Below are 23,353 nucleotides of genomic sequence, written 5' to 3' on the forward strand. Positions count from 1 at the left end.
GGAGGGGAGACCATGGAAACGGTGCGCGTGCAGGATCTGGTCAGCACCTTTCAGCTGAAGGTGGTGAGTGGCGCGCGGGGCGTCAAGCGGTCCATCGAGACGATGGACATCTGCCGTCCGGGACTGGAGATGGCCGGGTACTTCACCTACTACCCGGCCGACCGGGTGCAACTTCTGGGCCGGACGGAATTGACCTTCGCCGAACGACTGGATTCCGCGACGCGCCTGGAACGGTTTCGCCGCCTGTGCACGGAGAAAACGCCGTGCATCTGCATCACCCGGGGGCAGGAAGTGCCGCCGGAGCTGATCCAGGCCTCGGAGGAGACCGGCGTCCCCGTGCTGCTGTCGACCCTGCCGACAACTAAGCTGGCCAGCAAGCTGTCCCATTACCTGGAAAACCGCCTCGCCCCGCGGACGACGATCCACGGCGTGCTGGTCGACGTGTACGGCATCGGCATCCTCCTCGTGGGTGCCAGCGGCATCGGCAAGAGCGAAACGGCCCTGGAACTGGTGAAGCGCGGCCACCGGCTTGTCGCCGACGACGCCGTGGAGATCCGCCAGACGCAGGAGAACGAGTTGATTGGCAGCGCACCGGAGCTGATCCGTCACCTGCTGGAGATCCGCGGGCTGGGCATCATCAACATCATGACCCTGTTCGGTGCCGGCGCGGTCCGGAACTACAAGCGCATCTCCCTCGTCGTTGAGCTGGAGGCGTGGGATCCCACCAAACAGTACGAGCGGCTCGGCCTCGACGAGAAGACGATGAAGATCATGGACACCGAGCTGCCCCTCATCACCATCCCTGTGAAGCCGGGCCGGAACCTGGCCGTCATCATCGAGGTGGCGGCGATGAACTACCGGCTGAAGCGGATGGGGTACAACGCCGCGGTGCACTTCTCCAAACGACTGACCGACACGATCGAGGAAGCGTCCCTCGAGGACCTGCTGTAGGGCCAGCGGGGGTACTGCCTGGCCAGGCGAAGGCAAGGAGGCGAGACGCGTTGGACCGTACACCGGTCATCGATCCGATTGCGTTTTCCATTGGCCCCTTCGACGTCCACTGGTACGGCCTCATTCTCGGGACGGCGGTGCTGGTCGGCTTGGCTGTGGCCGTGCGCGAGGGGAAGCGGTTCGGCCTGGATCCCGATCTGTTTCTCGATCTGCTGCTGTATGGCGTGCCGCTGGCCATCCTGGGGGCGCGGGCGTATTACGTGCTGTTCCGTTGGGACTACTACAGCCAGCATCCGGGTGAGATCATCGCCGTGTGGAAGGGGGGCCTGGCCATCCACGGGGCGCTCATCGCCGCCGTGCTGACGGCCTATGGATTCGCGCGGCGGCGCGGAATCCCTTTCTGGAAGCTGGCCGACCTTGTCGCCCCCAGCCTGATTCTCGGCCAGGCCATCGGACGGTGGGGCAATTTCGTGAACCAGGAGGCCCACGGCGGGCCGGTTAGCCGCGCCTTTCTGGAACGGTTGCACCTGCCGGACTGGATCATTGAACAGATGTACATCCCGAAGTGGCAGTCCTATGTGCACCCCACCTTCTTGTACGAGTCGGTGTGGAACCTGCTGGGTTTTGGCGTGCTCCTTGTTCTGCGACGGCGTAATCCGCGCCGCGGTGAGGTGTTCCTGACCTATCTGATCTGGTATTCGATCGGGCGCTTCTTTATCGAGGGCTTGCGTACGGACAGCCTGATGCTGACGGATACGCTGCGCGCGGCGCAGGTGATGAGCCTCCTGCTCATTGCGGGCTCCGTTGTGCTCTTGGTGGTGCGCCGGTGGACAGGCCGGGCCGCCAAGCGGTACGAAGACGCGTGAAGGATGCGCATGGCGACAAGGGGGGAGGCCCTGTGGTGACCGCACAGACATGGCGCCGCGGGCTGTTGGCCGGCGCGCGGACGTCCTGGACGCTGGGCAAGGTGATTTTTCCCGTCACCGTCGTTGTTACCGTGTTGCGCTACACGCCGGTGATCGACGGGCTGACGGCGCTGTTTGCCCCCCTGATGAAGCTCGTCGGCCTTCCCGGCGAGGCGGCCGTGGTGCTGGCCCTGGGCAACCTGTTAAACCTGTATGCGGCCATCGGGGCGATGCTGTCGATGTCCCTGACGGTGAAGGAAGTCTTTCTCCTTGCCGTCATGCTCAGCTTTTCCCACAACCTCCTCGTCGAGACGGCGGTGACAAGGCGCATCGGCGTCCGTGTGGGGGCCGCGGCGGGGATGCGCCTGGGGCTGGCCTTCGGATCGGCGGCGCTCCTCAACCTGCTGTGGCGGGGCGGTGAGGAGCCGGCGCGATACGGCCTGGTTCCCCCGGCGGTTCCCGACCTCGCCGGCGACTGGGATGCCATCGCCTGGCACGGGATCGAGACGGCCTTCTGGGGCGTGGTGCAGATGGCCCTCATCGTGCTGCCGCTGATGGTGGGGATCGAGCTGTTGAAGGACCTGCGCGTTGTGGATCGCTTGTCCCGCCTCCTGGCTCCCCTGACCCGCCTGCTGGGCCTGTCGGAGCGCACGTCGTTGACGCTCCTGGCCGGCCTCCTGTTCGGGCTTGCCTTTGGCGCCGGCGTGATCATCGAGAGCGCGCGGGAAGCCGGCTTTTCAAAGCGCGACCTGTACCTCTTGACCCTCTTTTTGTCGGCCTGCCACGCCGTGGTGGAGGACACGCTCATCTTCGTGCCCTTGGGCATCAACGTGTTGGGGTTGCTGGCGTTGCGCCTCGCGGTGGCCTTGATCCTGACCATGCTGTTAGCCCGCGTGTGGCGCGCCCTGGAGGCCCGACGGGCGCAACGCCCGACAACCTACCGCGCGTAAAGGAGGACGGCTGTGCGGAGGACGGAACGCTACCCGGTGTCGGGCGCCAATTCGCTGTGGCAGCTGTACCGCACCGTGCCCTTCTGGAAGGTGGTCAAAAACTTCCTCGTCATCCAGGCGGCTCGCTACTGTCCTTTTGTGTCGGTCAAGAACTGGCTCTACCGCACCTTTCTCGGCATGCGCGTGGGGGACAAGACGGCCTTTGCCTTGATGGCCATGGTTGACGTGCTCTTTCCCGAGCGCATCCGGGTGGGGAAGAACTGCATCATCGGGTACAACACGACGATCCTGGCCCATGAGTACCTGGTCGACGAGTACCGCCTCGGCGACGTGGTCATCGGCGACAATGTGATGATCGGCGCCAACTGCACCATCTTGCCCGGTGTGACCATCGGGGACGGTGCGGTGGTGGCCGCCGGGACGGTGGTGCACCGCGACGTGCCTCCCGGGGCGTTCGTGGGCGGGAACCCGATGCGCGTCATTCGTGACCGCTACCGGCCTGCCGATCGGCAATGAGGAAAAGGGGACGGGACCGATGGCATCCGTGGACGCAACCAGTCTGCTGCTGCTCGCGTTGGCCGTGTTGGGCATTGTCAGCCACAACGCACCGGTGTCGATCGCCGTGTTGCTGCTGCTGCTGTTTCGCCTGGCCCACTTGGACAGACTGCTGCCCTTTTTCGAACAGCACGGCCTGAACTTGGGTATCCTCGTCCTCACGATGGGCATCATGGCCCCGTTGGCCAGCGGCAAAATTTCTCCCGGCGCGCTGGTGCGCGCGTTCACCACGCCGGCGTCGCTCTTGGCCGTCGCCGTCGGCGTGTTCGTCTCATACCTGGCCGGCAAAGGTGTCCCGCTCATGGCGCAGAACCCGGTTGTCGTCACGGGGATCCTCGTGGGGACCATTTTGGGGGTGGCCTTGTTCCGCGGCGTGCCCACCGGACCGCTCATCGCCGCTGGCATCCTGGCCGTTCTGCTGGGATTGGGCCGGAAGCTGGGATGAGGACTGCGGGCGCGCATACCACCGAAAGGGGAGAGAAGGACATGGACGACCGGCGCCCAATGGCTTCTCCGGGTCCGAAGCCAACGCCGGTTGCCCCGGGGGAGCGCCTTTTTGCCCTCGATGTGTTGCGGGGGCTGGCCCTGTTCGGCATTTTGGCCGTCAACATGGCCCACTTCAGCTCGCCGGTGATCTTCTGGGACCTGGCCGGAGTGGATCCGTGGGACAGCCCGTGGGACAACGCGGTTCAGGGGCTGATCCAGGTGCTGGCGGAGGGGAAGTTCTACCCCCTCTTTTCGCTTCTGTTCGGGATGGGCATGGTGCTCTTCACCGAACGGGCCGCGGGGCGCGGCGGGTCACCGGGCCGGCTGTACGCCCGCCGGCTGGCCGTGCTCCTGCTCATCGGTGGGCTGCACGCGCTGTTCATTTGGTCGGGGGACATCCTACTGACGTATGCCCTGGTCGGCTTCCTCCTTCTTCCGTTCCGCCGCCGGACGGCCAAGACGGCGTTGGTGTGGGGCCTCGGCTGCATAGTTCTGGCGCTGGGCGTTTACGTGCTGCTCGTCGGGCCCATGCTGGGGACGGAAAACCCGGACCTTGTCACGTGGGCCAAGGAGCAGGCTGACCGATCCCTCGCCGCGTTCGGGTCGGGTTCGTATGCCCAGCAGCTGGAGATGCGCCGGATCGATCTCTCGTTGCAGTATGGCAATGCCATCATCTATTTCCCCTTTCTTCTGGGCATCTTTCTTCTCGGCGCCGCGGCGGCGAAGGCGAAGCTCCTCGAACGGATGCCGGCCACCCGGTCGGTTCTGCGGCGTACGGGAACCGCGGGGCTGGTTGCGGGGCTGCCGCTTGCGGCGCTGGCCGCGTACGCGGATGCCCGCCTCACACCGGGGATGACGACGGTGTACGACCTACTGGCGTTCCTCGGCTATGCCCTCGGGGGATTGGGGTTGGCCCTCTTCTACGCTTCCGCCACCGTGCTCCTTGCCGAACGCCCGGCATGGCGTCGTCGCCTTGCGCCCCTCGCGGCGGCCGGGCGGATGGCCCTGACTAATTACCTGCTGCAATCGATCGTCTGCACCACGTTGTTCTACAGTTACGGCTTGGGTCTGTACGGCCGCGTCGCCCCGACATGGGGGCTTCTCCTGACGCTGGCCGTCTTCGGCGGGCAGCTTGCCTTCAGCGCATGGTGGCTGCGCCGGTTCCGTTTCGGCCCGGCGGAGTGGGTGTGGCGGTCGCTCACCTATGGCCGCCGGCAGCCGCTGCGGGTAGGGCGGGGAGCGTAAGGGAACGGTCACGGCGCCCCCGCGCCGCGGGGATCATCGTCGAAATATTCATTTTTTATGGTGGTGAAGAGGGGGAGGTCGGCTGGGGAAGCATTGGGCTGACGGTGCGGGGGATCGCCCACGTCTGGGAGAGCACCGATGATCCGTTGACGAAGACGCACCGGGCGTGGTAAGCTGTTCAACAAACCCGGATGCTTTAGTTTGGTAGCATGGCAGCACACGAAAGTAAAGGACGGCGGACGACGGGCTGCCGACGGACAAGAAGGGAGCGGAGGCGATGAGTCGACCGCGCGTCTTCGAGAAACCGCTAGGCATGCGCGACTGGTTGCCCGACGAGTTGGCCAAGCGCCGGCGGATCGAAGCGCGGGTGCTGCGCCGCATGGCGGCGTGGGGCTACCGCGAGATCGAGACGCCAACGCTGGAATACGACGACACGGTGGGCAAAGCGAGTGCAACGGCCGACGACCAGCGCTTCACGCTGTTTGACCGCCAGGGGCTGTCCCTTGTGCTGCGGCCGGACATGACCGCGCCCATCGCGCGGGTGGTCGGTTCGCTTCTTGCCGATGTGCCGCTTCCGCTCCGGTTGTGCTACCGGGCCAGCGTCTTTCGGCGGCAACGCAAGGAGGCGGGACGCAGCGCGGAGTTCCCGCAGATCGGTGTCGAGCTCGTGGGTGACGGGTCGGCCGACGCCGATGCGGAGGTGATTGCCCTCGCCGTCGATTGCCTGCGGGCTGCGGAGGTGGCCCGCTTTTCCCTGGCCGTGGGGCACATGGGCTTTCTGACGGAGCTGCTCCAGGTGACGGTGCCCGAGGCGGTGCTGCGCGACGAACTGAAACGGCTTCTGGCCCGGCGCGATTTTGTCGGGTTCCGCCAGGCCGTGGGCCGGTCGACGCTGCCGGATGCGGCGAAGGAGCGGTTGCTGGCCCTCCTCTCGCTCCGCGGCGGCGTGGAGACGCTGGAGGAGGCGGCGCGGGTGGCGGCGGGCGTTGGGTGCGGGGCGGCCCTGGACACGCTGCGGCGGCTGTGGGACGTGCTGGAGGCGTATGGGGTCGCCGCGCACGTGGTGTTCGATCTGACGCTGATCGGCCATTTGGGCTACTACACCGGCGTGCTCTTTGAAGGTTACGCCGCCGACCACGGTTTTCCAATTCTCCATGGTGGGCGTTACGACCACCTGATGGCCCTCTTCGCCCGACCGGCCCCGGCGACGGGGTTTGCCCTCGTCCTCGACAGGGTATGGGAAGTCTCGGCGCTTGCCCCGGAACCAGGACCGCCGACGGTGATGGTGGTGTACGACGATGCCCACCGCACCGAGGCCTTGCAAACGGCCCGCCGGCTGCGCGATGAGGGCAATGTCGTGGTGACGTGCTGGGTGCCCGACGCCGACGCGGCAGACCGCGCCGCCGAACGGGCCGGCGGCCGGGTGCTATGCTTTGTGGACAAAGGGCCGGCGGCGTGCGGGCCAAAGACGGGGAGGGAAGCGCGATGACCGAGGGACTTCGCGTGGCGCTGCCGAAGGGGCGCATTTTTGACGAGGCGGTGGCCCTGCTCCGCAGATGCGGCGTGCCCCTGCCGGCGGAACTGGAGGCGTCGCGCCGCCTGGTCCTGGCGGTGCCCGATGCCGCCCTCACCTTCATTCTGGCCAAGCCCTCCGACGTACCTACCTACGTTGAGTACGGGGTGGCCGACGTGGGGCTGGTCGGCAAGGACGTGCTGATGGAAGAGGAGGCGCGCGATGTCTACGAGCTGCTCGACCTGGGTATCAGCCGCTGCCGCATTGCCGTGGCGGCAAAGCCCGATTGGCGGCCCTGTCCCGCCCCGCGTGTGGCGACAAAGTACCCGCGCATCGCGTCGGCGTACTTCCGCGAGCGCGGGCAGCAGGTGGAGATTATCAAGCTGAACGGGTCGGTGGAGCTGGCGCCGCTTGTGGGCCTCGCCGACCGCATCGTCGATATCGTCTCAACGGGGCAGACGCTGCGCGAAAACGGCCTGGTGGAGCTGGAGACGATCGCCGAGGTGACGACGCGGCTCATCGCCAACCTCGTCAGCTACCGCATGAAAAGCCGCGCCGTCGACGAGCTGTGCGCGCGCCTGGAGGCAGTGATCAGACGGCAACGGACGGAGGTGGCCCCATGAGGGGAGCGGGTTTTGCGTTGCGCATCCGTCCCGCCGCATCCTACGACCTGCGGCGGGACGTGGACGTGCACGAAGCGGAGCGGGCGGCGGTGCGCGCCATCCTCGAAGCCGTGCAGGCGGAAGGAGACGCCGCCGTGCGCCGGTTCACGGCGCAGTTTGACGGGTGGGACGGCGCGGAGCTGCGCGTGCCGCCGGAACAGCTGGCGCGGGCGTGGCGCGAGGCCGACCCCGCCTTCCGCGCGGCGCTGGAGGCGGCGGCGGCCAACATTCGCGCCTTCCATGAGCGCCAGCGTCGCGCCTCCTGGTTCGAGCCGACGGCGACGGGCACGGTGCTGGGCCAGCTTATTCGCCCCCTTGACCGTGTCGGCGTCTACGTGCCCGGGGGACGGGCGGCCTACCCGTCGACGGTGCTGATGAACGTCATTCCCGCCCAGGTGGCCGGTGTGGGCGAAATCGCCGTCGTCACGCCGCCGGGCCCGGACGGAGGTGTCCACCCGGGCATTCTGGTCGCCTGCCACCTGCTGGGCGTCGACGAGGTGTACCGTGTCGGCGGGGCGCAGGCGGTGGCGGCCCTGGCCTACGGCACGGAGACGATCCGGCCGGTGGACAAGATTGTCGGCCCGGGCAACGTATACGTGGCCCTGGCCAAGCGTGAGGTGTTCGGGCGTGTGGGCATCGACGCCGTGGCCGGACCGAGCGAGATCGTCGTCCTGGCCGACTCCACTGCCGACGCGCGCCAGGTGGCGGCCGATCTTCTGTCCCAGGCCGAGCACGATCCCCTTGCTGCGGCGGTGCTCGTAACGACGGACTGCGCGCTGGCCGCGGCCGTGCAGGCGGAGGTGGAGCGGCAGCTTGCCGACCTCCCGCGCGCGGCCATCGCCCGCGAGGCCCTGGAGCGGAACGGGGCCATCCTCCTTGCCGCCTCTCTTGATGAGGCGGTGGAGACCGTCAACCGTCTGGCCCCCGAGCACCTCGAGCTCCTGGTGGCCGATCCGTGGGCCCTCCTCGGGCGCATCCGCCATGCCGGCGCCGTCTTCCTCGGCTCGCACAGCCCGGAACCGGTGGGCGACTACTTCGCCGGGCCCAACCACGTCCTTCCGACCAACGGCACGGCGCGTTTCTCCTCGGGCCTGTCGGTGCACGATTTCGTGAAGGTGACCAATGTGATTGCCTACAGCCGGGCCGACCTCGTGGCCCACGCCGAACCCGTCGTCACCCTGGCCCGGGCCGAGGGCCTCGAGGCCCACGCGCGGGCGGTGCTTGTCCGGCTGGAGGCATCCGCCGGTCGGGAGACGGGCGTGGCCGTGACCGCTCCGCGGGCCGAACCCGGAGATTTCCGGCAGAAAGGGGATCGGGACGCATGAACGAGCAGGGCGTGCTGGAACCTGCCGTCCGCGCGGCGACGGTGAAGCGGACGACGACGGAGACGGACATCACCCTGTCCTTGGTCCTCGACGGCGCGGGTCGGACGGACCTCGACACCGGCGTACCCTTTCTCGAGCACATGCTCGAGCTGTTCGCCCGCCACGGCCACTTCGACCTCACCGTCCGGGCCAAGGGCGACCTGCACATCGACGATCACCACACCGTGGAGGACATCGGCATCTGCCTCGGCCGCGCCCTGCGCCAGGCGCTGGGGGACAAGGCCGGCATCCGGCGCTACGGCCATGCCTTTGTGCCGATGGACGAGGCCTTGGCCCAGGTGGTCATCGACCTGTCGGGTCGTCCGCACCTGGAGTGGCGCGCCGAATGGCCGGCGGCGCGGGTCGGCACCTTCGACACCGAGCTGGTGCACGAGTTCTTCTGGAAAACGGCCCTCGAGGCGGGGATGACGCTCCACGTTCTCGTCCACTATGGGCGGAACACCCACCACATGATCGAGGCGGTCTTCAAGGCTTTCGGACGGGCCCTCGACGAGGCCACCCAGCGTGACCCGCGGGTGCAGGGCGTGCCGTCGACGAAGGGCACGTTGTAGGCGCGCCGTTGGCCACGCGGTGTCGGCCGACGCTGCCCCCCTGGCGCGGGGGACGGAAAAGGGGAGGAACGCGCATGATCGCCATTGTCGACTACGGTATGGGCAACCTTTACAGCGTCCGCTGCGCCCTCGAGCGCCTGGGTTTTTCCGGTTTCGTGACGGAGGATCCGGCCGACCTGGCCCGCGCGCGCGGCATCATCTTGCCGGGTGTCGGTGCCTTCGGCGACGCCATGGCCAACTTGCGCCGGCGCGGCCTCGACCGCGCCCTCGTCGACGCGGCGCGTGCCGGCATCCCGCTGCTTGGCATCTGCTTGGGCATGCAGCTGTTGTTTGACGAGAGCGAGGAACACGGCCGCCACGCAGGGCTGGGGCTCTTGCCGGGCCGCGTGATGCGCTTTCGCGGCACGTTCAAGATCCCGCACATGGGATGGAACCGGCTGCGCTATCTCCGGGAATCGCCGCTTCTGGCCGGCGTTCCCGAGGGCTACGTCTACTTTGTCCATTCCTACTATGTGCAGCCGGATGCGCACGACGTGCTCCTCGCCGTGTGCGACTACCACGGCGAAGTGCCGGCCATTGTCGGGCGCGACCGGCTGTTCGGCATGCAGTTCCACCCGGAAAAGAGCGGGAAAACCGGCCTGGCGCTGCTGGCCAATTTCGCGCGCCTGTGCGGGGCGGCGGTGATGGCAGGTGAAAGGCGATGAGGTTTACCCTGTACCCGGCCATCGACATCCGTGGCGGGCAATGCGTCCGCCTCGTGCAGGGGGACTACGGGCGGGAGACGGTCTACGGCGATCCGGTGGCCATGGCCAAGCGGTGGGTGGCGGAAGGGGCCACCTGGTTGCACGTTGTCGATCTCGACGGGGCACGAGAGGGACGTCCCGTCAACGCCGACGTGGTGACGGCCATTGTGCGCGCCGTGGATGTGCCGGTGCAGGTGGGCGGGGGCATCCGCACGGCAGAAGCGGCCCGGGCCTACTGGGACCGGGGAGTGCGGCGCGTCATCCTCGGCACGGCGGCGCTGGAGGACCGGGAGCTGGTGATGCGGCTGCTCTCCGAGCGCGCCGACGGCGTGGCCGTCGGACTCGACGCGCGGGACGGCATCGTCGCCGTGCGCGGGTGGCAGGAAGCCTCTGGCGTGCGCGCCCTCGACCTGGGCCGGCAGCTGGCGGCCCTCGGCGCCCAGACGCTGATCTTTACCGATATCGCCCGCGACGGCACGTTGGCGGGGCCGAACGTGTCTGCCTGCGTCGAGCTGGCCCGGGCCACCGGCTGTGCGGTAATTGCCTCGGGCGGCGTGCGCCACGCCTCCGACCTCGAGGCCCTGGCCGCGCGGGCGGAGGACGGCGTGCGCGGGGCCATTGTTGGCAAGGCCCTCTACACCGGCGCCCTCGACCTGCGCGCCGCCCTCGCGCGCCTGGGCGGAAGAACCGGGGCTGCGGGGGAGGCATCCGGCGGGGCGCAGGCCAACGGGGAGGAGGACGCGCCGTGCTGACCAAGCGCATCATTCCCTGCCTGGACGTAAAGGATGGGCGCGTCGTCAAGGGCGTGCAGTTTGTCAACCTGCGCGATGCCGGGGACCCGGTGGAGCTGGCCGCCCTCTACGATGAGGCGGGCGCCGACGAGCTGGTCTTTCTCGATATCTCCGCCTCCCACGAGGGGCGCGAGACAATGGTGGACGTGGTGCGCCAGACGGCGTCCCGCATCGCCATCCCCTTCACCGTCGGCGGCGGCATCCGCACGGTGGAGGACATGAAGCGCCTCCTGCGCGCCGGGGCGGACAAGGTGTCCATCAACACGTCGGCTGTGCACAATCCGCGCCTGGTTGCGGAAGGGGCGCGCTTGTTCGGCAGCCAGTGCATCGTCGTGGCCATCGATGCCCGCTGGAATCCGGACACGGGGCGCTGGGAAGTTTACACCCATGGGGGACGGACGGCGACGGGACTTGACGCCGTGGAATGGGCCCGGCGGGCCGAGGCGCTGGGGGCGGGGGAGATCCTCCTGACCAGCATGGACGCCGACGGACGCCGGGACGGCTACGACCTCGCCTTGACCCGGACGGTGGCCGAGACGGTGGGCATCCCCGTCATCGCCTCGGGCGGGGCCGGAACGGCGGAACATATTTATGCCGTGCTGACGGAAGGAAAAGCCGACGCCGCGCTGGCGGCGTCCATCTTTCACTACCGCGACACGTCAATCGGCCAGGTGAAAGCCTATTTGCGCGAGCGGGGGGTGTCGGTGCGTGTCTGAACCGCGACTGTCCATACCGTGGGACGCGCTCCGCTTTGACGAACGGGGACTGATCCCGGTGATCGTGCAGGACGTGTCCAGCGGCGATGTCTTGATGTTCGCCTTTGCCAACCGCGAGGCGCTGATCCAGACGGTGCAGACGGGGGAGGCCCACTTCTACAGCCGCTCGCGGCAGGCGCTGTGGCGCAAGGGGGCCACGTCGGGGAATGTGCAGCGCGTCGTGCGCATCCGTTACGACTGCGACGGCGACTGCCTCCTGTACGAGGTGGAGATGCAGGGCCCGGCCTGCCACGAGGGCACGCCGTCGTGTTTTCACCGCACGCTGTGGGCCGCGGAGGCGGCCGCGTCGCCGGGACGGGCGTCTCTGGCCGTGCTGACCCTCCTGGAGCGGGTGATTGCCCGGCGCGACCGTGAGCGGCCGGAGGGGTCCTACACGACCTACCTCTTCGACAAGGGCCTGGACAAGATCCTCAAGAAGGTGGGCGAAGAGGCGAGCGAGGTCATCATTGCCGCCAAGAACGCATCGCCCGACGAGCTCCGCTACGAGGCAGCCGACCTGCTCTATCACCTGCTCGTCCTGTTGCGCGCCGCTCGGGTGCCCCTTGAGGCGGTGCTGGAGGAGCTGGCCGCGCGGCACAAGCCCTCGTAGGGGTATGGTATACTGATAGCAAATCCAAGCGATGGCCCGGAGGTTGCCATGCCCCGACACGTGTCCCAATCCTTGCGCACCGTGCGCCCATCGCGGCAAACCGTTGTCCCCCTGCCCGTTGGTGACGCGCAGTTCTTGTGCCGGCGCGCCCGCGCCCAGCAGCGGCGAAAGGCTTACGCCAAGGCCGTCCGCTTGCTTGAGCGGGCGCTGCAGCTCCAACCGGATGACGCGGAAGCCTGGTACCAGCTCGCCGAGGTGTTGGCCGAGGCGGGGCGGTTTGCCGAATCCAATGAAGCCCTCTGGCGGCTCCAGGAGCTGTGCCCCCAGTGGGCGGATGTGTGGTATTTTCTCGCTTCCAACTACGCCTACCTCGGGGCCTATGAAGAGGCCGAGGCGTGTGCCCTGCGCTATCTGGAGCGGGAGCCGCAGGGCGAATATGCGGCGCTGGCCCACGACCTGCTCGAAATGGTATACGAGGAGCTTCACCCGGCCGATGGCCCCGGCGTGCCGCCGCAGCACGGATCGATCCTCCAGCGTCATGAGCATGCCCGCGCGCTGCTCGAAGCGGGGCGGTTCCATGGGGCCCAGGCGATCCTGGAAGACCTCGTGAAGGCCCATCCCGAGTTTTTGCCGGCCCGCAACAACCTCGCCCTGGCGTACTACTATACGGGACGCCTTGAGCAGGCCGTGGCCACCGCGGAGGCGGTGCTCGCGCACGACCCGCACAACATCTACGCGCTCTGCAATCTCGCCGTGTTTTGCGTCAACCTGGGGGACTGGCCGCGGCTGGTGCGCCTCACGCAGCAGCTGGTGAAGCTGGTCCCCCTCCAGCCGGAGGCCATGTACAAGCTGGCCACCACGCTGGGCCTGTTGGGCGAGCATGCGCATGCACGCTTCCTGTTCCGCAAGTTGCTCTACTGGGCGCGGATGGAGGAGGCCCCGCTCCTTCATTTCGCCGCGGTGGCGGAGTACAACACGGGCCACCCCGAAGCGGCGCGGCGCCTGTGGGAAAAGGCAGTTCGCCTCAGTGGCGATCCGGTTGCTGCTTACTACTTGCAGGTGATGGAAGAGGTAGACGCGGGGATGCGGGCGGCGCCTGACGTGCTCCCGTACCAGCATCAAATTCCGCTCGAGGCCTATGAACAGGTGGTCCTGCTTGCGCCCCAGGACCTTCCGGAGGGACTGCGCAACGATCCGCTGGTGCGTGCCTCCTACCTGTGGGCGCTGCGCTTTGGCGACGAGGCGACCAAGCGGCGCGTGATCGAGGCGCTGGCCCAGCTGGGGGACAGCGAAGGGGAAGCGGCCCTGCGCCAGTTTCTTCGCGACCCTGATGAGGCCGATGACCTGAAGGTGGCGGCCTTTCTCGCCTTGCTGTCCCGAGGGGGGGACGGCCGCCTTGCGACGCCGGGGGACGGAGCGCCGGAGGCCGAGGGGGTCGTCTTCACGCCGTTCTCCCTCGTTGCGGACTGGCCGCCGGCGTGGCAAGAGGTGCTGAGGCTCCTCATGGTGCACTGTGGCGCGGATCGCCACAACCCGGTGTACCGCGAGGCGGTGGCCGTGTGGTGTACCTACGTGTTCGCGGAGCGCCCGGAGCCGCGCCGCATTCGCAAACCCGCCGCATGGGCGGCGGCGGTGGAGTATGTGGCGGCACAGCGGGCGGGACAGCCGGTCAAGCAGAAGGAACTGGCCGCCCGCTACGGGGTCGCGTCATCGGCGGTGTCCCGCATCGCCCGCCTGTTGCGCGTTGCCCTTGCGAAGCCGTAGCCCGTTCGGTATGATCGGATTGGAAGCGGTGGTAGGGCACGGCGTTGTTTTTTCGCTGCAAAATCGAAAAATATCGATCCAGGAGGCGACGGCTATGACAGAAGAACGGCTGTACGATGTCATTATCGTCGGAGCCGGGCCGGCGGGAATGACCGCTGCCGTGTATGCGGCGCGGGCCAACCTGTCCACGCTGATGATCGAGCGCGGCGCGCCCGGCGGTCAGATGATGAACACGCAAGAAGTGGAGAACTACCCGGGATTTGCGCACATCCTGGGTCCCGAACTGTCCAACCTCATGTTCGAACATGCCAAAAAGTTCGGCGCCGAGTACGCCTACGGCGATGTCAAGCGCATCGTAGACGAAGGTCGCGTCAAGGTGGTCGACTGCGGCGACAAGCAGTATCGCGCCAAGGCGGTGATTGTGGCCACGGGGGCCACGCCGCGGAAGCTCGGGGTTCCGGGTGAGCAGGAATTCTCGGGGCGCGGCGTGTCCTATTGCGCCGTGTGCGACGGGGCGTTTTTCAAAGGAAAGGAACTGGTGGTGGTCGGCGGTGGCGACTCGGCCGTGGAAGAGGGGGTCTTCTTGACCAATTTCGCGTCCAAGGTGACGATTGTTCACCGCCGCGACACGTTGCGTGCCCAGCCCATTTTGCAGAAGCGGGCCTTCGACAACCCGAAGGTGGACTTCGTCTGGAACCATGTGGTGGAAGAGATCCACGGGGACAGCAAGGTGACCGGCGTGCGACTCAAGCACGTCGAGACCGGCGAGACGCGCGAGTTTCCTTGTGACGGCGTGTTCATTTACATCGGGATGGAGCCCCTGTCCGCCTGCGTCCGAGACCTCGGGATCACGAACGAGGCCGGCTATATCGTGACCGACGAGCGGATGCGCACGAAGGTCCCTGGCATCTTTGCCGCCGGTGACGTGCGGGAAAAGGAGCTCCGGCAAATCGTCACCGCCACCAGCGACGGCAGCATCGCTGCCATGGAGGCCTATGCCTACATCCAAAGCCTAGAGGACTGACGCAGCGCCGGAACGCACGTGTGATAAATGTAACAGTTTGTTCATGATTTGTAACAGACCTGAAACATATTCGTCGTATACTAAAGGTGCGAAGCAACCCCCTTTGTTTTTGGTGTGCGCGGGTGATCGGGCCCGCGCTTTTTGTTTGGGTTCGGGCGGGGCTGCCGCCCCATTCCTTGTGAGTCCCGTTGGATTGGTGATATGCTTAGGGTTGAGAGGTGACAGCGGATGCAGCGGGTGACGAACTGCGTGCTGCGGGACGGGGACCGCGTGCTCCTGTTGCGCAAACCGCGCCGCGGCTGGTGGGTGGCGCCGGGCGGGAAGATGGAACCCACCGAGAGCGTGACCGAGGCGGTGATCCGGGAGTACCGCGAGGAGACGGGCCTGACCTTGGTCGACCCGGCGCTGCGCGGCGTGTTTACCGTGCTGATCGAAGACGGCGGGCGTGTCGTCGACGAATGGATGCTGTTCACGTTTTACGCCGAGCGTTATGAGGGAAAACCGGTAATGGAGTCGCCGGAGGGCAGCCTGGCGTGGCACGAGGTTTCGCGCATCCCGGAGCTCCCAACCGCGCCGGGTGACCAGCTGTTCTTGACCCACATCGCGCAAGGCGGCGGAATGATCACCGGGAAGTTCCGGTACACGCCGGACTACGCCTTGCTCGAGTACGTCATCGACCGCCGCGAATAAACGGGAGAACCGTTTGCGGGCGGCAAAGGGGGAGGGAGGCATGGCGGACCGGCAGGGCAAGCAGCGGGTCAACTTGGTGATCATTACGGGGATGTCGGGCGCGGGGAAGACCGTGGCCATGCAGAGCCTGGAGGACCTCGGTTTTTTTTGTGTCGACAACCTTCCCCCGGTGCTGATCCCCAAGTTTGCCGACGTGATCCAGCAGTCGGGCGGCAAGATCGAAAAGGTGGCTCTGGTGATCGACCTGCGGGGCCGGGAGTTCTTCCAATCGCTGTTTGACGCCTTCGAGCAGTTGGCCCACATGCCGGGCGTGCGCACGTACATCCTCTTTCTCGACGCCAGTGACCAGGTGCTCATCCAGCGGTACAAGGAGACGCGGCGGCGCCACCCGATGGCCGGTGCCGGCTCGGTGCTCGATGGCATTCGCCGGGAGCGCCGGCTCCTTGAGGAGCTGAAGGGGCGGGCTAATGAGGTGATCGACACGACGAACCTCCGCCCGGCGCAGCTAAAGGAGCGGCTGGCGCAGCGCTTCGGGCAGCTCGCGCTCAATCGGCTAGCCGTTCACGTCGTGTCCTTCGGGTTCAAGTACGGCCTGCCCCTGGACGCCGACCTGGTGTTTGACGTGCGCTTCTTACCCAATCCGCACTACATTCCGGCCTTGCGGACCCAGACGGGGTGTGATCCGGCCGTGTACGAATACGTATTCCAGTGGAAGGAGACACAGGAGTTTGTCGACAAGCTGCTTGCCCTGTTGCGGTTTCTTCTTCCCTATTACGAGCGGGAGGGGAAGAACCACGTCGTCATCGGCATCGGCTGCACGGGTGGCAAGCACCGGTCGGTGGCCATCGCCGAGTACCTGGCGCGCGCGTTGCGCGACGCCTATGGGGTGACGGTGACGCACCGCGATTTGCAGAAGGACGAGCCGACACGCTGGGGAGAGGCGAGGACATGACGTCGGTCGTGCGGGGCGAAGGGCGCGGCAAACCGCGCGTCGTCGTCATCGGCGGCGGGACGGGGCTCTCCGTACTCCTGCGCGGGCTGAAGGAGCGCCCGGTGCATATTTCCGCCATCGTGACGGTGGCTGATGACGGCGGCAGCTCCGGGGTGCTGCGGGACGAGCTGAAGATGCCGCCGCCGGGAGACGTGCGCAACGTGTTGTTGGCCCTGGCCGATACGGAACCGCTCCTGGAGCGCCTGTTGCAGTATCGCTTCACCAACGGCACGGGATTGGCCGGGCACACGGTGGGCAATTTGTTGATCGCGGCAATGAAGGAAATCGAGGGCGATTTCGTCCGCGCGGTGAAGAAGCTGAGCCGCGTCCTCGCCGTGCGCGGCGACGTGTTGCCGGCGGCCAACCAGGCCATCGTCCTCAAGGCCGAGATGGAGGACGGCACCGTTGTCACCGGGGAGTCGAAAATTCCGCAGGCCGGTAAGCGCATTCGTCGTGTGTGGCTTGACCCGCCCGACGTTGCCCCGCTGCCCGAGGCGGTCGCCGCCCTGGAGCAGGCCGACGCCATCGTCCTCGGGCCGGGGAGCCTCTACACCAGCCTGCTCCCCAACCTGCTCGTGCCGGGCATCGTCGACGCCATCCGGCGGTCGGCGGCGGTGAAACTGTACATCTGCAACGTCATGACCCAACCGGGGGAAACGGACGGGTACAGCGCGGCCGACCACGTGCAGGCCCTCGTCGACCACGTCGGCGACCGGCTGTTTGATTACGTGATCGTGCACAGCGGACGGATTCCTCTCGAGGTCCGGCGGCGCTACGCCCAGGAGGGGAAAGAGCCGGTGCGTTGCGACCGCCGGCGGCTCGAGGCGATGGGATACCGGGTGATCGTCGACCAGCTTGCGGTCTGGCACACCTATCTGCGGCACAACGCCGCCCGGCTGTCCGACCACATTCTGCGCATCGTGGCGCAGCACCGCCAGAGGCAAGACGGGTAACGGTGGAAGGAGGGGGGCCGATGTCCTTTGCGCAGGAGACGAAGCGGGAGTTGACCCAGCTCGAAACGCCGCCGTGCTGCAAAAAAGCGGAACTGGCCGCCATGGTGCGCATGAATGGGACGGTGCAGTTCGGCCAGGGGCGCTTTATCCTCGACGTGTCGACGGAAAACGCAGCCATCGCCCGGCGGATTTTCACGCTGCTCAAGCAGGTCTTCGGCGTGCCGACGGAGCTCCTCGTGCGGCGCAAGATGCGCCTGAAGAAAAACAACGTGTACGTGGTGCGCATCTCCCAACACGCGCGGGAGGTGCTCCGCGAGCTGGGCATCATGACGGACGAGGTCACCTTTGTGCGGGGCATCTCGAAGGGGCTGCTGAAGCGAAAGTGCTGCAAGCGGGCCTACCTGCGCGGAGCCTTTTTGGCCGGTGGTTCGGTCAATCATCCCGAGGCCTCGTCATACCATCTCGAAATTTTCAATGCCTATCCGGAACATTGCCAGGAATTAGCTAAACTGGCCAATCAGTTCCGGCTGAACGCCAAGTGCATCGAGCGCAAGAAGGGGCATATCTTGTACCTGAAGGAAGGCGAGAAAATCGCCGAATTTCTCAACATCATCGGTGCGCACCAAGCTCTTCTTTACTTCGAGGACGTGCGCATCTTCAAGGACATGCGCAACTCGGTCAATCGCGTGCAGAACTGCGAGCTGGCCAACCTGAACAAAACAGTGAATGCGGCGATGCGGCAGATTGAGAATATCCGCTACATCGAAAGGACCATTGGCCTCGATCAGCTCCCTCCCAAGCTGCGCGAAGTGGCAGAGCTGCGCCTGCAGCACCCCGATGTCAACCTCAAGGAACTCGGCGAACTGCTGCCGGGAAAGGTGTCGAAGTCGGGCATTAACCATCGCCTGCGCAAAATCAATGAAATTGCCGAGAAATTGCGCCAGCACGAACAATCGGCAACCCTGTGACGCGCCGATCCTTTGCTATAATGGACGTGTGCGACAGATCCGGCTGTGGTGCCAACCGGGGAATGCGGGAAGGGGGAATGGTCTGTGGTGCGGGAAACGGTGGTGGTCAAGCTGAAAACCGGGCTCCAAGCCCGTCCGGCGGCGCTGTTTGTGCAAGAGGCAAACCGGTACGCGGCGGACGTGTTTGTGGAAGTCAACGACAAGCGTGTCAACGCCAAGAGCATCATGGGCATCATGAGCTTGGCCATCCGACCGGGGACGGAAATCACGCTGATCGCCGAGGGGAGCGATGCCGAACAGGCGGTCAGCAGCCTGAAGGCGCTGGTGTCGAAAGAGGAGTGAGGGTTGCGCCGGCCTCCTTATGCCAACGGGGAATGGTGTGCGCGTTCTTGCCAACAACCGGGCCCAAGCCGCCCGGTTTTTTGCATCAAGAAGCGGCTGCACCGCGAGGGCGGGCAGCCGCTCGGCAGGGGTTCCGCGCTACCGGGTTTTCGGCGCTTGCAGGATGACATCGTCGATGATGCCGTACGCCTTGGCTTCCTCGGCGCTCATGAAGAAATCGCGGTCGGTGTCCTTCTCAATTCGCTCCAGGGGCTGACCGGTGCGTTCAGCGAGGATTTTGTTCAACTTGTCGCGCATGCGCAGGATGCGCTTGGCCTGGATGGCGATGTCGCTGGCCTGCCCCTGCGCGCCGCCCAGCGGCTGGTGGATCATCACCTCGCTATTGGGCAGGGCGAAGCGCTTGCCTTTTGCCCCGGCCGCCAGGAGAAAGGCACCCATGGATGCGGCCAGACCGACGCAGATCGTGGACACGTCGGGCTTGATGTACTGCATCGTGTCGTAGATGGCCATGCCCGCCGTGATTGACCCACCCGGGCTGTTGATGTACAGGTAGATGTCCTTTTCCGGATCCTCAGCCGCCAGAAACAGGAGCTGGGCAACAACGATGTTGGCCACGTTGTCGTCAATCGGCGTACCGAGGAAGATGATGCGGTCTTTGAGCAGCCGCGAGTAGATGTCGTACGCGCGTTCGCCGCGGCTGGTTTGCTCGATGACCATGGGGACGAGAGGCATGGTGCGGTCCTCCTTTTCCGGTTGGATTGCACTCCCATCTTATCACGGGCGGTGGGGTTGCGCAAACAAAAAGGCCGGGACGCCGTGCCGTTTCCCCGGGGTATTGGTTGTGGGGCCGTGCAGACCTTGCGCTGGGGCGGGACAACCCTTTCAGTTTCCGGCGTGTCGAAAGGTAAAACGCCGCGGAACCGCGCAGCGGCCGTTGTGTCGAATGGTGTAGAGATAATTGTATAAATTTTCATAATTAATCGTGGTATGATGCCGGTAGGCGGCAGATGCCCGCCAGCCCGACACCAACCGGCCAAAGGAGGGATGGGCCGCGAAACGGCATGTGGTGCGTGAACCGGGGGAGGCGCGGAGGAGCAGGGAAGGTCGGACGAAAACGGGCAAGTGCATTCGCGTGCGGAAGGAGGAGAGCACATGAGGGGAAATGTGTTGGGCTACGGGGGACTGGTCTTGATGCTCGGGGCGTCCCTGTGGCTGGGGCCCGCGGTGTGGGGGGCGGAGGCCAAAAAGGCCGTCGAGGCGCAGCCACCGGCGGCAACGGTCGCCCTTGCCGACCGCGACGGGAACAAGCTGTTTGACAACCTCGAACAACGGCTGCAGGCGGCGCGTGACGACGAGCGGGTGCCCGTTATCGTCCTGTTCGACGGAGGGGGCACGGCGAGCCGGGTGGAAGAGCTGAAACAGCGTATCGGATCGTTCACCGTCAAGCACGCCTACCAGACGCTGTCCGGCTTCGCGGCGGAACTGACGAAGGAGCAGATCGCCCGAGCGGCCAAGCTGCCCTTCGTCAAGCAGATCGAGTACGACGCACCGGTCTACGCGACAATGCAGACCGCATCCAACTGGTATGGCACGGCAAAGGCGCGTCAGGATTTCGGCGTGGACGGTGACCGCGACAGCAATCCGTCGAACTATTCCAAAAACGATGTTGTCGTGGCCGTCATCGACACCGGAATCGACGCCAATCACGTTGACCTCGACGGCGGCAAGGTGATCGGATGGAAGGACTTCGTCAACAACCGCGCCACGCCCTACGATGACAACGGTCACGGGACGCATGTGGCGGGGATCATTGCCGGTGAGGGACAAGCCGACGCGCGCTACAAAGGGGTGGCCCCCGGCGCGGCGCTGGTCGGATTGAAGGTGCTGAACGCCAGCGGCAGCGGCTCGATGAGCACGGTTACGGCCGCCATCGACTGGTGCATCCAGAACAAAGATGTCTACGGCATCCGCGTTCTCAACTTGAGCCTCGGCACGAGCCAGAGCTCAGACGGGACCGACTCGACGTCCCAAGCCGTCAACCGCGCCCACGACGCCGGGCTGGTGGTGGCTGTGGCGGCGGGGAACAGCGGTCCGGGCCGCTACACCATCGGCTCGCCCGGGGCGGCGGAGAAGGCCCTCACCGTCGGGGCGATGGGGGATCCGGGAGAGCAAGGATATTTCCTGGCCGACTTTTCCAGCCGCGGCTACACGGCGGACGGCCGCATCAAGCCGGACATCGCTGCGCCCGGCTACAACATCACGGCGCCGAGAGCGAACACAACCTCGGGCTATGTCACGTATAGCGGGACAAGCATGGCCACGCCGTTTGTCGCCGGGACGGCCGCCCTCATGCTCGACGCCAACCCATCGCTGACGCCGGACCAGGTGAAGAGCCACCTGTTCGCCACCGCCCTCGATTGGGGTCCAGCGGGCAAGGATATCGACTACGGGTACGGCAACCTGAACGGGTACGAAGCCGTGAAGCGGGCCGGGGGCTTTAGCGGAACGGGCCCGGCGCAGCCCGCCCACCTGTATGCCGCGGGATCCCTTGGCGGTTCGGGTGCCTATGACCAGTTTGCGGTGGACGTCACCGACACGTCCAAGCCACTGGCTGTCACGCTGATTTTGCCCAACTGGTCGTCGTCCACCAACCCGGATTTCGACCTCTACCTCTACAATCCCAGCGGAACGCTCGTGGCCAAATCGGAAGGAACACGGCGCCAAGAGACGATCCGCTTCCAGCCTACCGTCGCCGGAACGTATACGATTCGCGTCTCATCGTATCTCGGAAGCGGGAGCTATTTCTTCGATGTCAGCGTTGGCGGCGGCAACCTGCGGCAGACGGTCAACCAGTAATCCTGCATGCAGAAAAAAGCGGGGTGGTGTCGCACACCCCGCTACAATTGTGTAAACCCTTGTACCTCCCGGTGCGGGAAAACCGGACGTTCTGCTCCTTTCCATAAGGATAAGAAAACTCCCTTGGTCGCTCTGTTGCCAAGGGAGTTTGCCGCCAATGTGAACCGCCCGAGGAAACGGGCGGTTTTGCGCGTATGTATGGTGCGCTCGGAGGGACTCGAACCCCCGCAAGACGCGGCTCCGGAGGCCGCCGCTCTATCCAACTGAGCTACGAGCGCACGTTAGTGGACTCGCGACAATTTGCATTATAAACGATGCGGAACCAAAATGCAAGAGGGCGCAATCGCTCAGCTAAAATCTAACCGAAGGGAGACTGGATCACTCACATCGAAATCTTACCGAGGGGGATGTGACGTGACCATGTCTCTTCAAAGCCGTCGCGAATACCTTACACAAATCCGGAAATGGTATGCCAAAGCCTCGTCCCGAAAAGAAAAGTCGCGCATTCTCGATGAAGTCACGCGCGTGCTGGGGTATCACCGCAAGTACGCTATCCAGGTTCTCAACGGCCCGGAGTGGAAACCCAAACAGATCCGGCGCAAACGGCCCAAGCGGTATCAAGAAGCGCTCCCTGTCATCCGAACCGTTTGGGAAGCCCTTGACTACCCTTGTGCCGAACGCCTCCATCCGGTCCTCCTGCCGACTGCCGAGCATTTAGAACGCCATGGAAAACTTCGCTTAACCTCGCTCATCCGCCAGCAACTCGCCCAAATCAGCCGATCTACGCTCGCTCGGCGCCTGAAGGAATTCGATTCGCCCAAACCCAGACGCTTTATGCGCCCCAAACCCACCAATCGCTTGAAAAGGGACATCCCTGCAGGCCGGCTCCCTTGGAACGAATCCCGCCCCGGCGCCCTGGAAATCGATCTCGTCGAACACAATGGCGGCGACTCGTCCGGCCAGTTCGCCTGCACCTTGTCGGTTACCGACATGGTCACCGGCTACAGCCGCCGCCAGGCCATCCTCGGCAAAAGCCAAAAAGCCGTCTTCGCTGCCTTGGAATCCATCCTCTCTCAGTGGCCTACAGCTGTCCATACCCTCCACAGCGATAACGGTTCCGAGTTCTTGAACCATCATCTCCTCCGTTTCTGCAGGCAAAAGGGGATTGCGTTTATGCGCAGCCGTCCCTACCGCAAAAACGACAACCCCCATGTCGAACAGAAAAACCGCCAGTTCGTTCGCGAGATCGTGGGCTATGCCCGCTACGACACCCCAGAGGCTGTGGAGTGGCTCAACGCCGTCTATGCCCTCCTCGACCCCTACGCCAATCTCTTTTTGCCCACCCGCAAGGTCGTCGAAAAATCCTACGAAGGCAAGCGCATTCGCAAACGCTTCGACCAAGCCCGCACGCCTTTCCAACGCCTGATCGAAAGCGGCGCCTTAAAACCGGAGATGGAACACGTGCTCAAGGCTCAGTTTGAAACGCTCAACCCGCTCGATCTTCATGATGAGCTCGAAAAAATCGTGGCTCGGGGTCCTTGGGCTCCCTCCCCCGAGCCACCTAACCAAGAACCTCTTGAGGTCGGGTAGACCTCAACTCCATTTTCCTACCTGAGGGAGCCTCTTGCCAAGAGTATTCGGTTAGGTTTTTACGTGAGGGATC

General features: G+C 65.4%; 24 protein-coding genes and 1 tRNA gene. 23 read left to right on the forward strand and 2 right to left on the reverse strand.

Annotated features, from left to right (window positions below):
• The first annotated feature begins 12 nt into the window (after positions 1–12).
• The 21 genes from hprK (at position 13) to ACYQ0Z_RS05655 (ending at position 18,834) form a co-directional block, all read left to right on the forward strand.
• Positions 13–951: an HPr(Ser) kinase/phosphatase gene (gene hprK, locus ACYQ0Z_RS05555; protein ID WP_459865321.1), complete on the forward strand. Its 939-nt coding sequence runs from the start codon at positions 13–15 to the stop codon at positions 949–951.
• 50 nt (positions 952–1,001) lie between these two features.
• Positions 1,002–1,817 carry a prolipoprotein diacylglyceryl transferase gene (lgt, locus tag ACYQ0Z_RS05560; RefSeq protein ID WP_459865323.1) on the forward strand — a complete coding sequence of 272 codons (816 nt, stop codon included), beginning with the start codon at positions 1,002–1,004 and terminating at the stop codon, positions 1,815–1,817.
• A 32-nt stretch (positions 1,818–1,849) separates the two neighbouring features.
• Complete coding sequence (locus ACYQ0Z_RS05565; protein WP_459865325.1) at positions 1,850–2,806, forward strand: nucleoside recognition domain-containing protein; 957 nt, start codon at positions 1,850–1,852, stop codon at positions 2,804–2,806.
• Between the two features lie 12 nt (positions 2,807–2,818).
• Positions 2,819–3,322, forward strand: coding sequence for an acyltransferase (locus ACYQ0Z_RS05570; RefSeq protein WP_459865327.1), 504 nt, complete (start codon positions 2,819–2,821; stop codon positions 3,320–3,322).
• A 28-nt stretch (positions 3,323–3,350) separates the two neighbouring features.
• On the forward strand, positions 3,351–3,806 hold the full coding sequence (locus tag ACYQ0Z_RS05575; protein ID WP_459865606.1) for a DUF441 domain-containing protein: 456 nt from the start codon (positions 3,351–3,353) through the stop codon (positions 3,804–3,806).
• Between the two features lie 41 nt (positions 3,807–3,847).
• Complete coding sequence (locus tag ACYQ0Z_RS05580) at positions 3,848–5,092, forward strand: DUF418 domain-containing protein (protein WP_459865329.1); 1,245 nt, start codon at positions 3,848–3,850, stop codon at positions 5,090–5,092.
• A 277-nt stretch (positions 5,093–5,369) separates the two neighbouring features.
• Entirely contained in the window at positions 5,370–6,581 is a 1,212-nt protein-coding gene (locus tag ACYQ0Z_RS05585) for an ATP phosphoribosyltransferase regulatory subunit (protein WP_459865331.1), read from the forward strand.
• Positions 6,578–7,228 carry an ATP phosphoribosyltransferase gene (gene hisG, locus ACYQ0Z_RS05590; RefSeq protein WP_459865333.1) on the forward strand — a complete coding sequence of 217 codons (651 nt, stop codon included), beginning with the start codon at positions 6,578–6,580 and terminating at the stop codon, positions 7,226–7,228. Before ACYQ0Z_RS05585 ends, hisG begins: the two co-directional genes overlap by 4 nt.
• A 17-nt stretch (positions 7,229–7,245) precedes the next feature.
• The gene (gene hisD, locus ACYQ0Z_RS05595; protein WP_459865608.1) at positions 7,246–8,592 is read left to right on the forward strand and encodes a histidinol dehydrogenase; all 1,347 of its coding nucleotides are present in this window, start codon (positions 7,246–7,248) and stop codon (positions 8,590–8,592) included.
• Positions 8,589–9,203: an imidazoleglycerol-phosphate dehydratase HisB gene (hisB, locus tag ACYQ0Z_RS05600; RefSeq protein WP_459865335.1), complete on the forward strand. Its 615-nt coding sequence runs from the start codon at positions 8,589–8,591 to the stop codon at positions 9,201–9,203. Before hisD ends, hisB begins: the two co-directional genes overlap by 4 nt.
• A 74-nt stretch (positions 9,204–9,277) precedes the next feature.
• Positions 9,278–9,907, forward strand: a complete 630-nt coding sequence (hisH, locus tag ACYQ0Z_RS05605; RefSeq protein WP_459865337.1) for an imidazole glycerol phosphate synthase subunit HisH — start codon at positions 9,278–9,280, stop codon at positions 9,905–9,907.
• Positions 9,904–10,698 carry a 1-(5-phosphoribosyl)-5-[(5-phosphoribosylamino)methylideneamino]imidazole-4-carboxamide isomerase gene (gene hisA / locus ACYQ0Z_RS05610; RefSeq protein ID WP_459865339.1) on the forward strand — a complete coding sequence of 265 codons (795 nt, stop codon included), beginning with the start codon at positions 9,904–9,906 and terminating at the stop codon, positions 10,696–10,698. The genes hisH and hisA overlap by 4 nt, the downstream gene beginning before the upstream one ends.
• Positions 10,692–11,453: an imidazole glycerol phosphate synthase subunit HisF gene (hisF, locus tag ACYQ0Z_RS05615; protein ID WP_459865341.1), complete on the forward strand. Its 762-nt coding sequence runs from the start codon at positions 10,692–10,694 to the stop codon at positions 11,451–11,453. Before hisA ends, hisF begins: the two co-directional genes overlap by 7 nt.
• Positions 11,446–12,102, forward strand: a complete 657-nt coding sequence (gene hisIE / locus ACYQ0Z_RS05620; protein ID WP_459865343.1) for a bifunctional phosphoribosyl-AMP cyclohydrolase/phosphoribosyl-ATP diphosphatase HisIE — start codon at positions 11,446–11,448, stop codon at positions 12,100–12,102. The genes hisF and hisIE overlap by 8 nt, the downstream gene beginning before the upstream one ends.
• Before the next feature lie 48 nt (positions 12,103–12,150).
• Positions 12,151–13,866, forward strand: a complete 1,716-nt coding sequence (locus ACYQ0Z_RS05625; RefSeq protein ID WP_459865345.1) for a tetratricopeptide repeat protein — start codon at positions 12,151–12,153, stop codon at positions 13,864–13,866.
• A 94-nt stretch (positions 13,867–13,960) separates the two neighbouring features.
• Positions 13,961–14,890 carry a thioredoxin-disulfide reductase gene (trxB, locus tag ACYQ0Z_RS05630; protein WP_459865347.1) on the forward strand — a complete coding sequence of 310 codons (930 nt, stop codon included), beginning with the start codon at positions 13,961–13,963 and terminating at the stop codon, positions 14,888–14,890.
• Positions 14,891–15,118: 228 nt separating this feature from the next.
• Positions 15,119–15,580 carry an NUDIX hydrolase gene (locus tag ACYQ0Z_RS05635; RefSeq protein ID WP_459865349.1) on the forward strand — a complete coding sequence of 154 codons (462 nt, stop codon included), beginning with the start codon at positions 15,119–15,121 and terminating at the stop codon, positions 15,578–15,580.
• Positions 15,581–15,620: 40 nt separating this feature from the next.
• The gene (rapZ, locus tag ACYQ0Z_RS05640) at positions 15,621–16,532 is read left to right on the forward strand and encodes an RNase adapter RapZ (protein ID WP_459865351.1); all 912 of its coding nucleotides are present in this window, start codon (positions 15,621–15,623) and stop codon (positions 16,530–16,532) included.
• Entirely contained in the window at positions 16,529–17,524 is a 996-nt protein-coding gene (locus ACYQ0Z_RS05645) for a gluconeogenesis factor YvcK family protein (protein ID WP_459865353.1), read from the forward strand. The genes rapZ and ACYQ0Z_RS05645 overlap by 4 nt, the downstream gene beginning before the upstream one ends.
• Before the next feature lie 20 nt (positions 17,525–17,544).
• Entirely contained in the window at positions 17,545–18,492 is a 948-nt protein-coding gene (whiA, locus tag ACYQ0Z_RS05650; protein WP_459865355.1) for a DNA-binding protein WhiA, read from the forward strand.
• A gap of 84 nt (positions 18,493–18,576) precedes the next feature.
• On the forward strand, positions 18,577–18,834 hold the full coding sequence (locus ACYQ0Z_RS05655; RefSeq protein WP_459865357.1) for an HPr family phosphocarrier protein: 258 nt from the start codon (positions 18,577–18,579) through the stop codon (positions 18,832–18,834).
• Between the two features lie 138 nt (positions 18,835–18,972).
• On the opposite strand, the gene clpP is transcribed toward ACYQ0Z_RS05655, so the two are convergent.
• The gene (clpP, locus tag ACYQ0Z_RS05660; RefSeq protein ID WP_459865610.1) at positions 18,973–19,593 is read right to left on the reverse strand and encodes an ATP-dependent Clp endopeptidase proteolytic subunit ClpP; all 621 of its coding nucleotides are present in this window, start codon (positions 19,591–19,593) and stop codon (positions 18,973–18,975) included.
• A 393-nt stretch (positions 19,594–19,986) separates the two neighbouring features.
• Between clpP and ACYQ0Z_RS05665 the strand changes: the two genes are divergently transcribed.
• Positions 19,987–21,690 (forward strand): S8 family serine peptidase, encoded by a 1,704-nt coding sequence (locus tag ACYQ0Z_RS05665; protein WP_459865359.1) that lies wholly within the window; start codon positions 19,987–19,989, stop codon positions 21,688–21,690.
• 199 nt (positions 21,691–21,889) lie between these two features.
• Here the strand turns inward: ACYQ0Z_RS05665 and ACYQ0Z_RS05670 are convergent.
• Positions 21,890–21,968 (reverse strand) — tRNA-Arg (locus ACYQ0Z_RS05670).
• 142 nt (positions 21,969–22,110) lie between these two features.
• Here ACYQ0Z_RS05670 and ACYQ0Z_RS05675 point away from each other — a divergent pair.
• A complete protein-coding gene (locus ACYQ0Z_RS05675; RefSeq protein ID WP_459863705.1) occupies positions 22,111–23,280 on the forward strand; it encodes a DDE-type integrase/transposase/recombinase in 1,170 nt (389 codons plus the stop codon).
• Positions 23,281–23,353: the final 73 nt, after the last annotated feature.

Source organism: Calditerricola yamamurae (assembly GCF_054654135.1).

What these genes read in the sequence shown, in the direction of transcription:
- ACYQ0Z_RS05675 (WP_459863705.1), top strand. Translation starts at nt 22,111, where the DNA reads ATGTCTCTTCAAAGCCGTCGCGAATACCTTACACAAATCCGGAAATGG.
- whiA (WP_459865355.1), top strand. Translation starts at nt 17,545, where the DNA reads ATGTCCTTTGCGCAGGAGACGAAGCGGGAGTTGACCCAGCTCGAAACG.
- rapZ (WP_459865351.1), top strand. Translation starts at nt 15,621, where the DNA reads ATGGCGGACCGGCAGGGCAAGCAGCGGGTCAACTTGGTGATCATTACG.
- hisA (WP_459865339.1), top strand. Translation starts at nt 9,904, where the DNA reads ATGAGGTTTACCCTGTACCCGGCCATCGACATCCGTGGCGGGCAATGC.
- ACYQ0Z_RS05585 (WP_459865331.1), top strand. Translation starts at nt 5,370, where the DNA reads ATGAGTCGACCGCGCGTCTTCGAGAAACCGCTAGGCATGCGCGACTGG.
- hisG (WP_459865333.1), top strand. Translation starts at nt 6,578, where the DNA reads ATGACCGAGGGACTTCGCGTGGCGCTGCCGAAGGGGCGCATTTTTGAC.
- hprK (WP_459865321.1), top strand. Translation starts at nt 13, where the DNA reads ATGGAAACGGTGCGCGTGCAGGATCTGGTCAGCACCTTTCAGCTGAAG.
- ACYQ0Z_RS05645 (WP_459865353.1), top strand. Translation starts at nt 16,529, where the DNA reads ATGACGTCGGTCGTGCGGGGCGAAGGGCGCGGCAAACCGCGCGTCGTC.
- trxB (WP_459865347.1), top strand. Translation starts at nt 13,961, where the DNA reads ATGACAGAAGAACGGCTGTACGATGTCATTATCGTCGGAGCCGGGCCG.
- ACYQ0Z_RS05635 (WP_459865349.1), top strand. Translation starts at nt 15,119, where the DNA reads ATGCAGCGGGTGACGAACTGCGTGCTGCGGGACGGGGACCGCGTGCTC.
- hisH (WP_459865337.1), top strand. Translation starts at nt 9,278, where the DNA reads ATGATCGCCATTGTCGACTACGGTATGGGCAACCTTTACAGCGTCCGC.
- hisB (WP_459865335.1), top strand. Translation starts at nt 8,589, where the DNA reads ATGAACGAGCAGGGCGTGCTGGAACCTGCCGTCCGCGCGGCGACGGTG.
- ACYQ0Z_RS05665 (WP_459865359.1), top strand. Translation starts at nt 19,987, where the DNA reads ATGAGGGGAAATGTGTTGGGCTACGGGGGACTGGTCTTGATGCTCGGG.
- ACYQ0Z_RS05580 (WP_459865329.1), top strand. Translation starts at nt 3,848, where the DNA reads ATGGACGACCGGCGCCCAATGGCTTCTCCGGGTCCGAAGCCAACGCCG.
- ACYQ0Z_RS05625 (WP_459865345.1), top strand. Translation starts at nt 12,151, where the DNA reads ATGCCCCGACACGTGTCCCAATCCTTGCGCACCGTGCGCCCATCGCGG.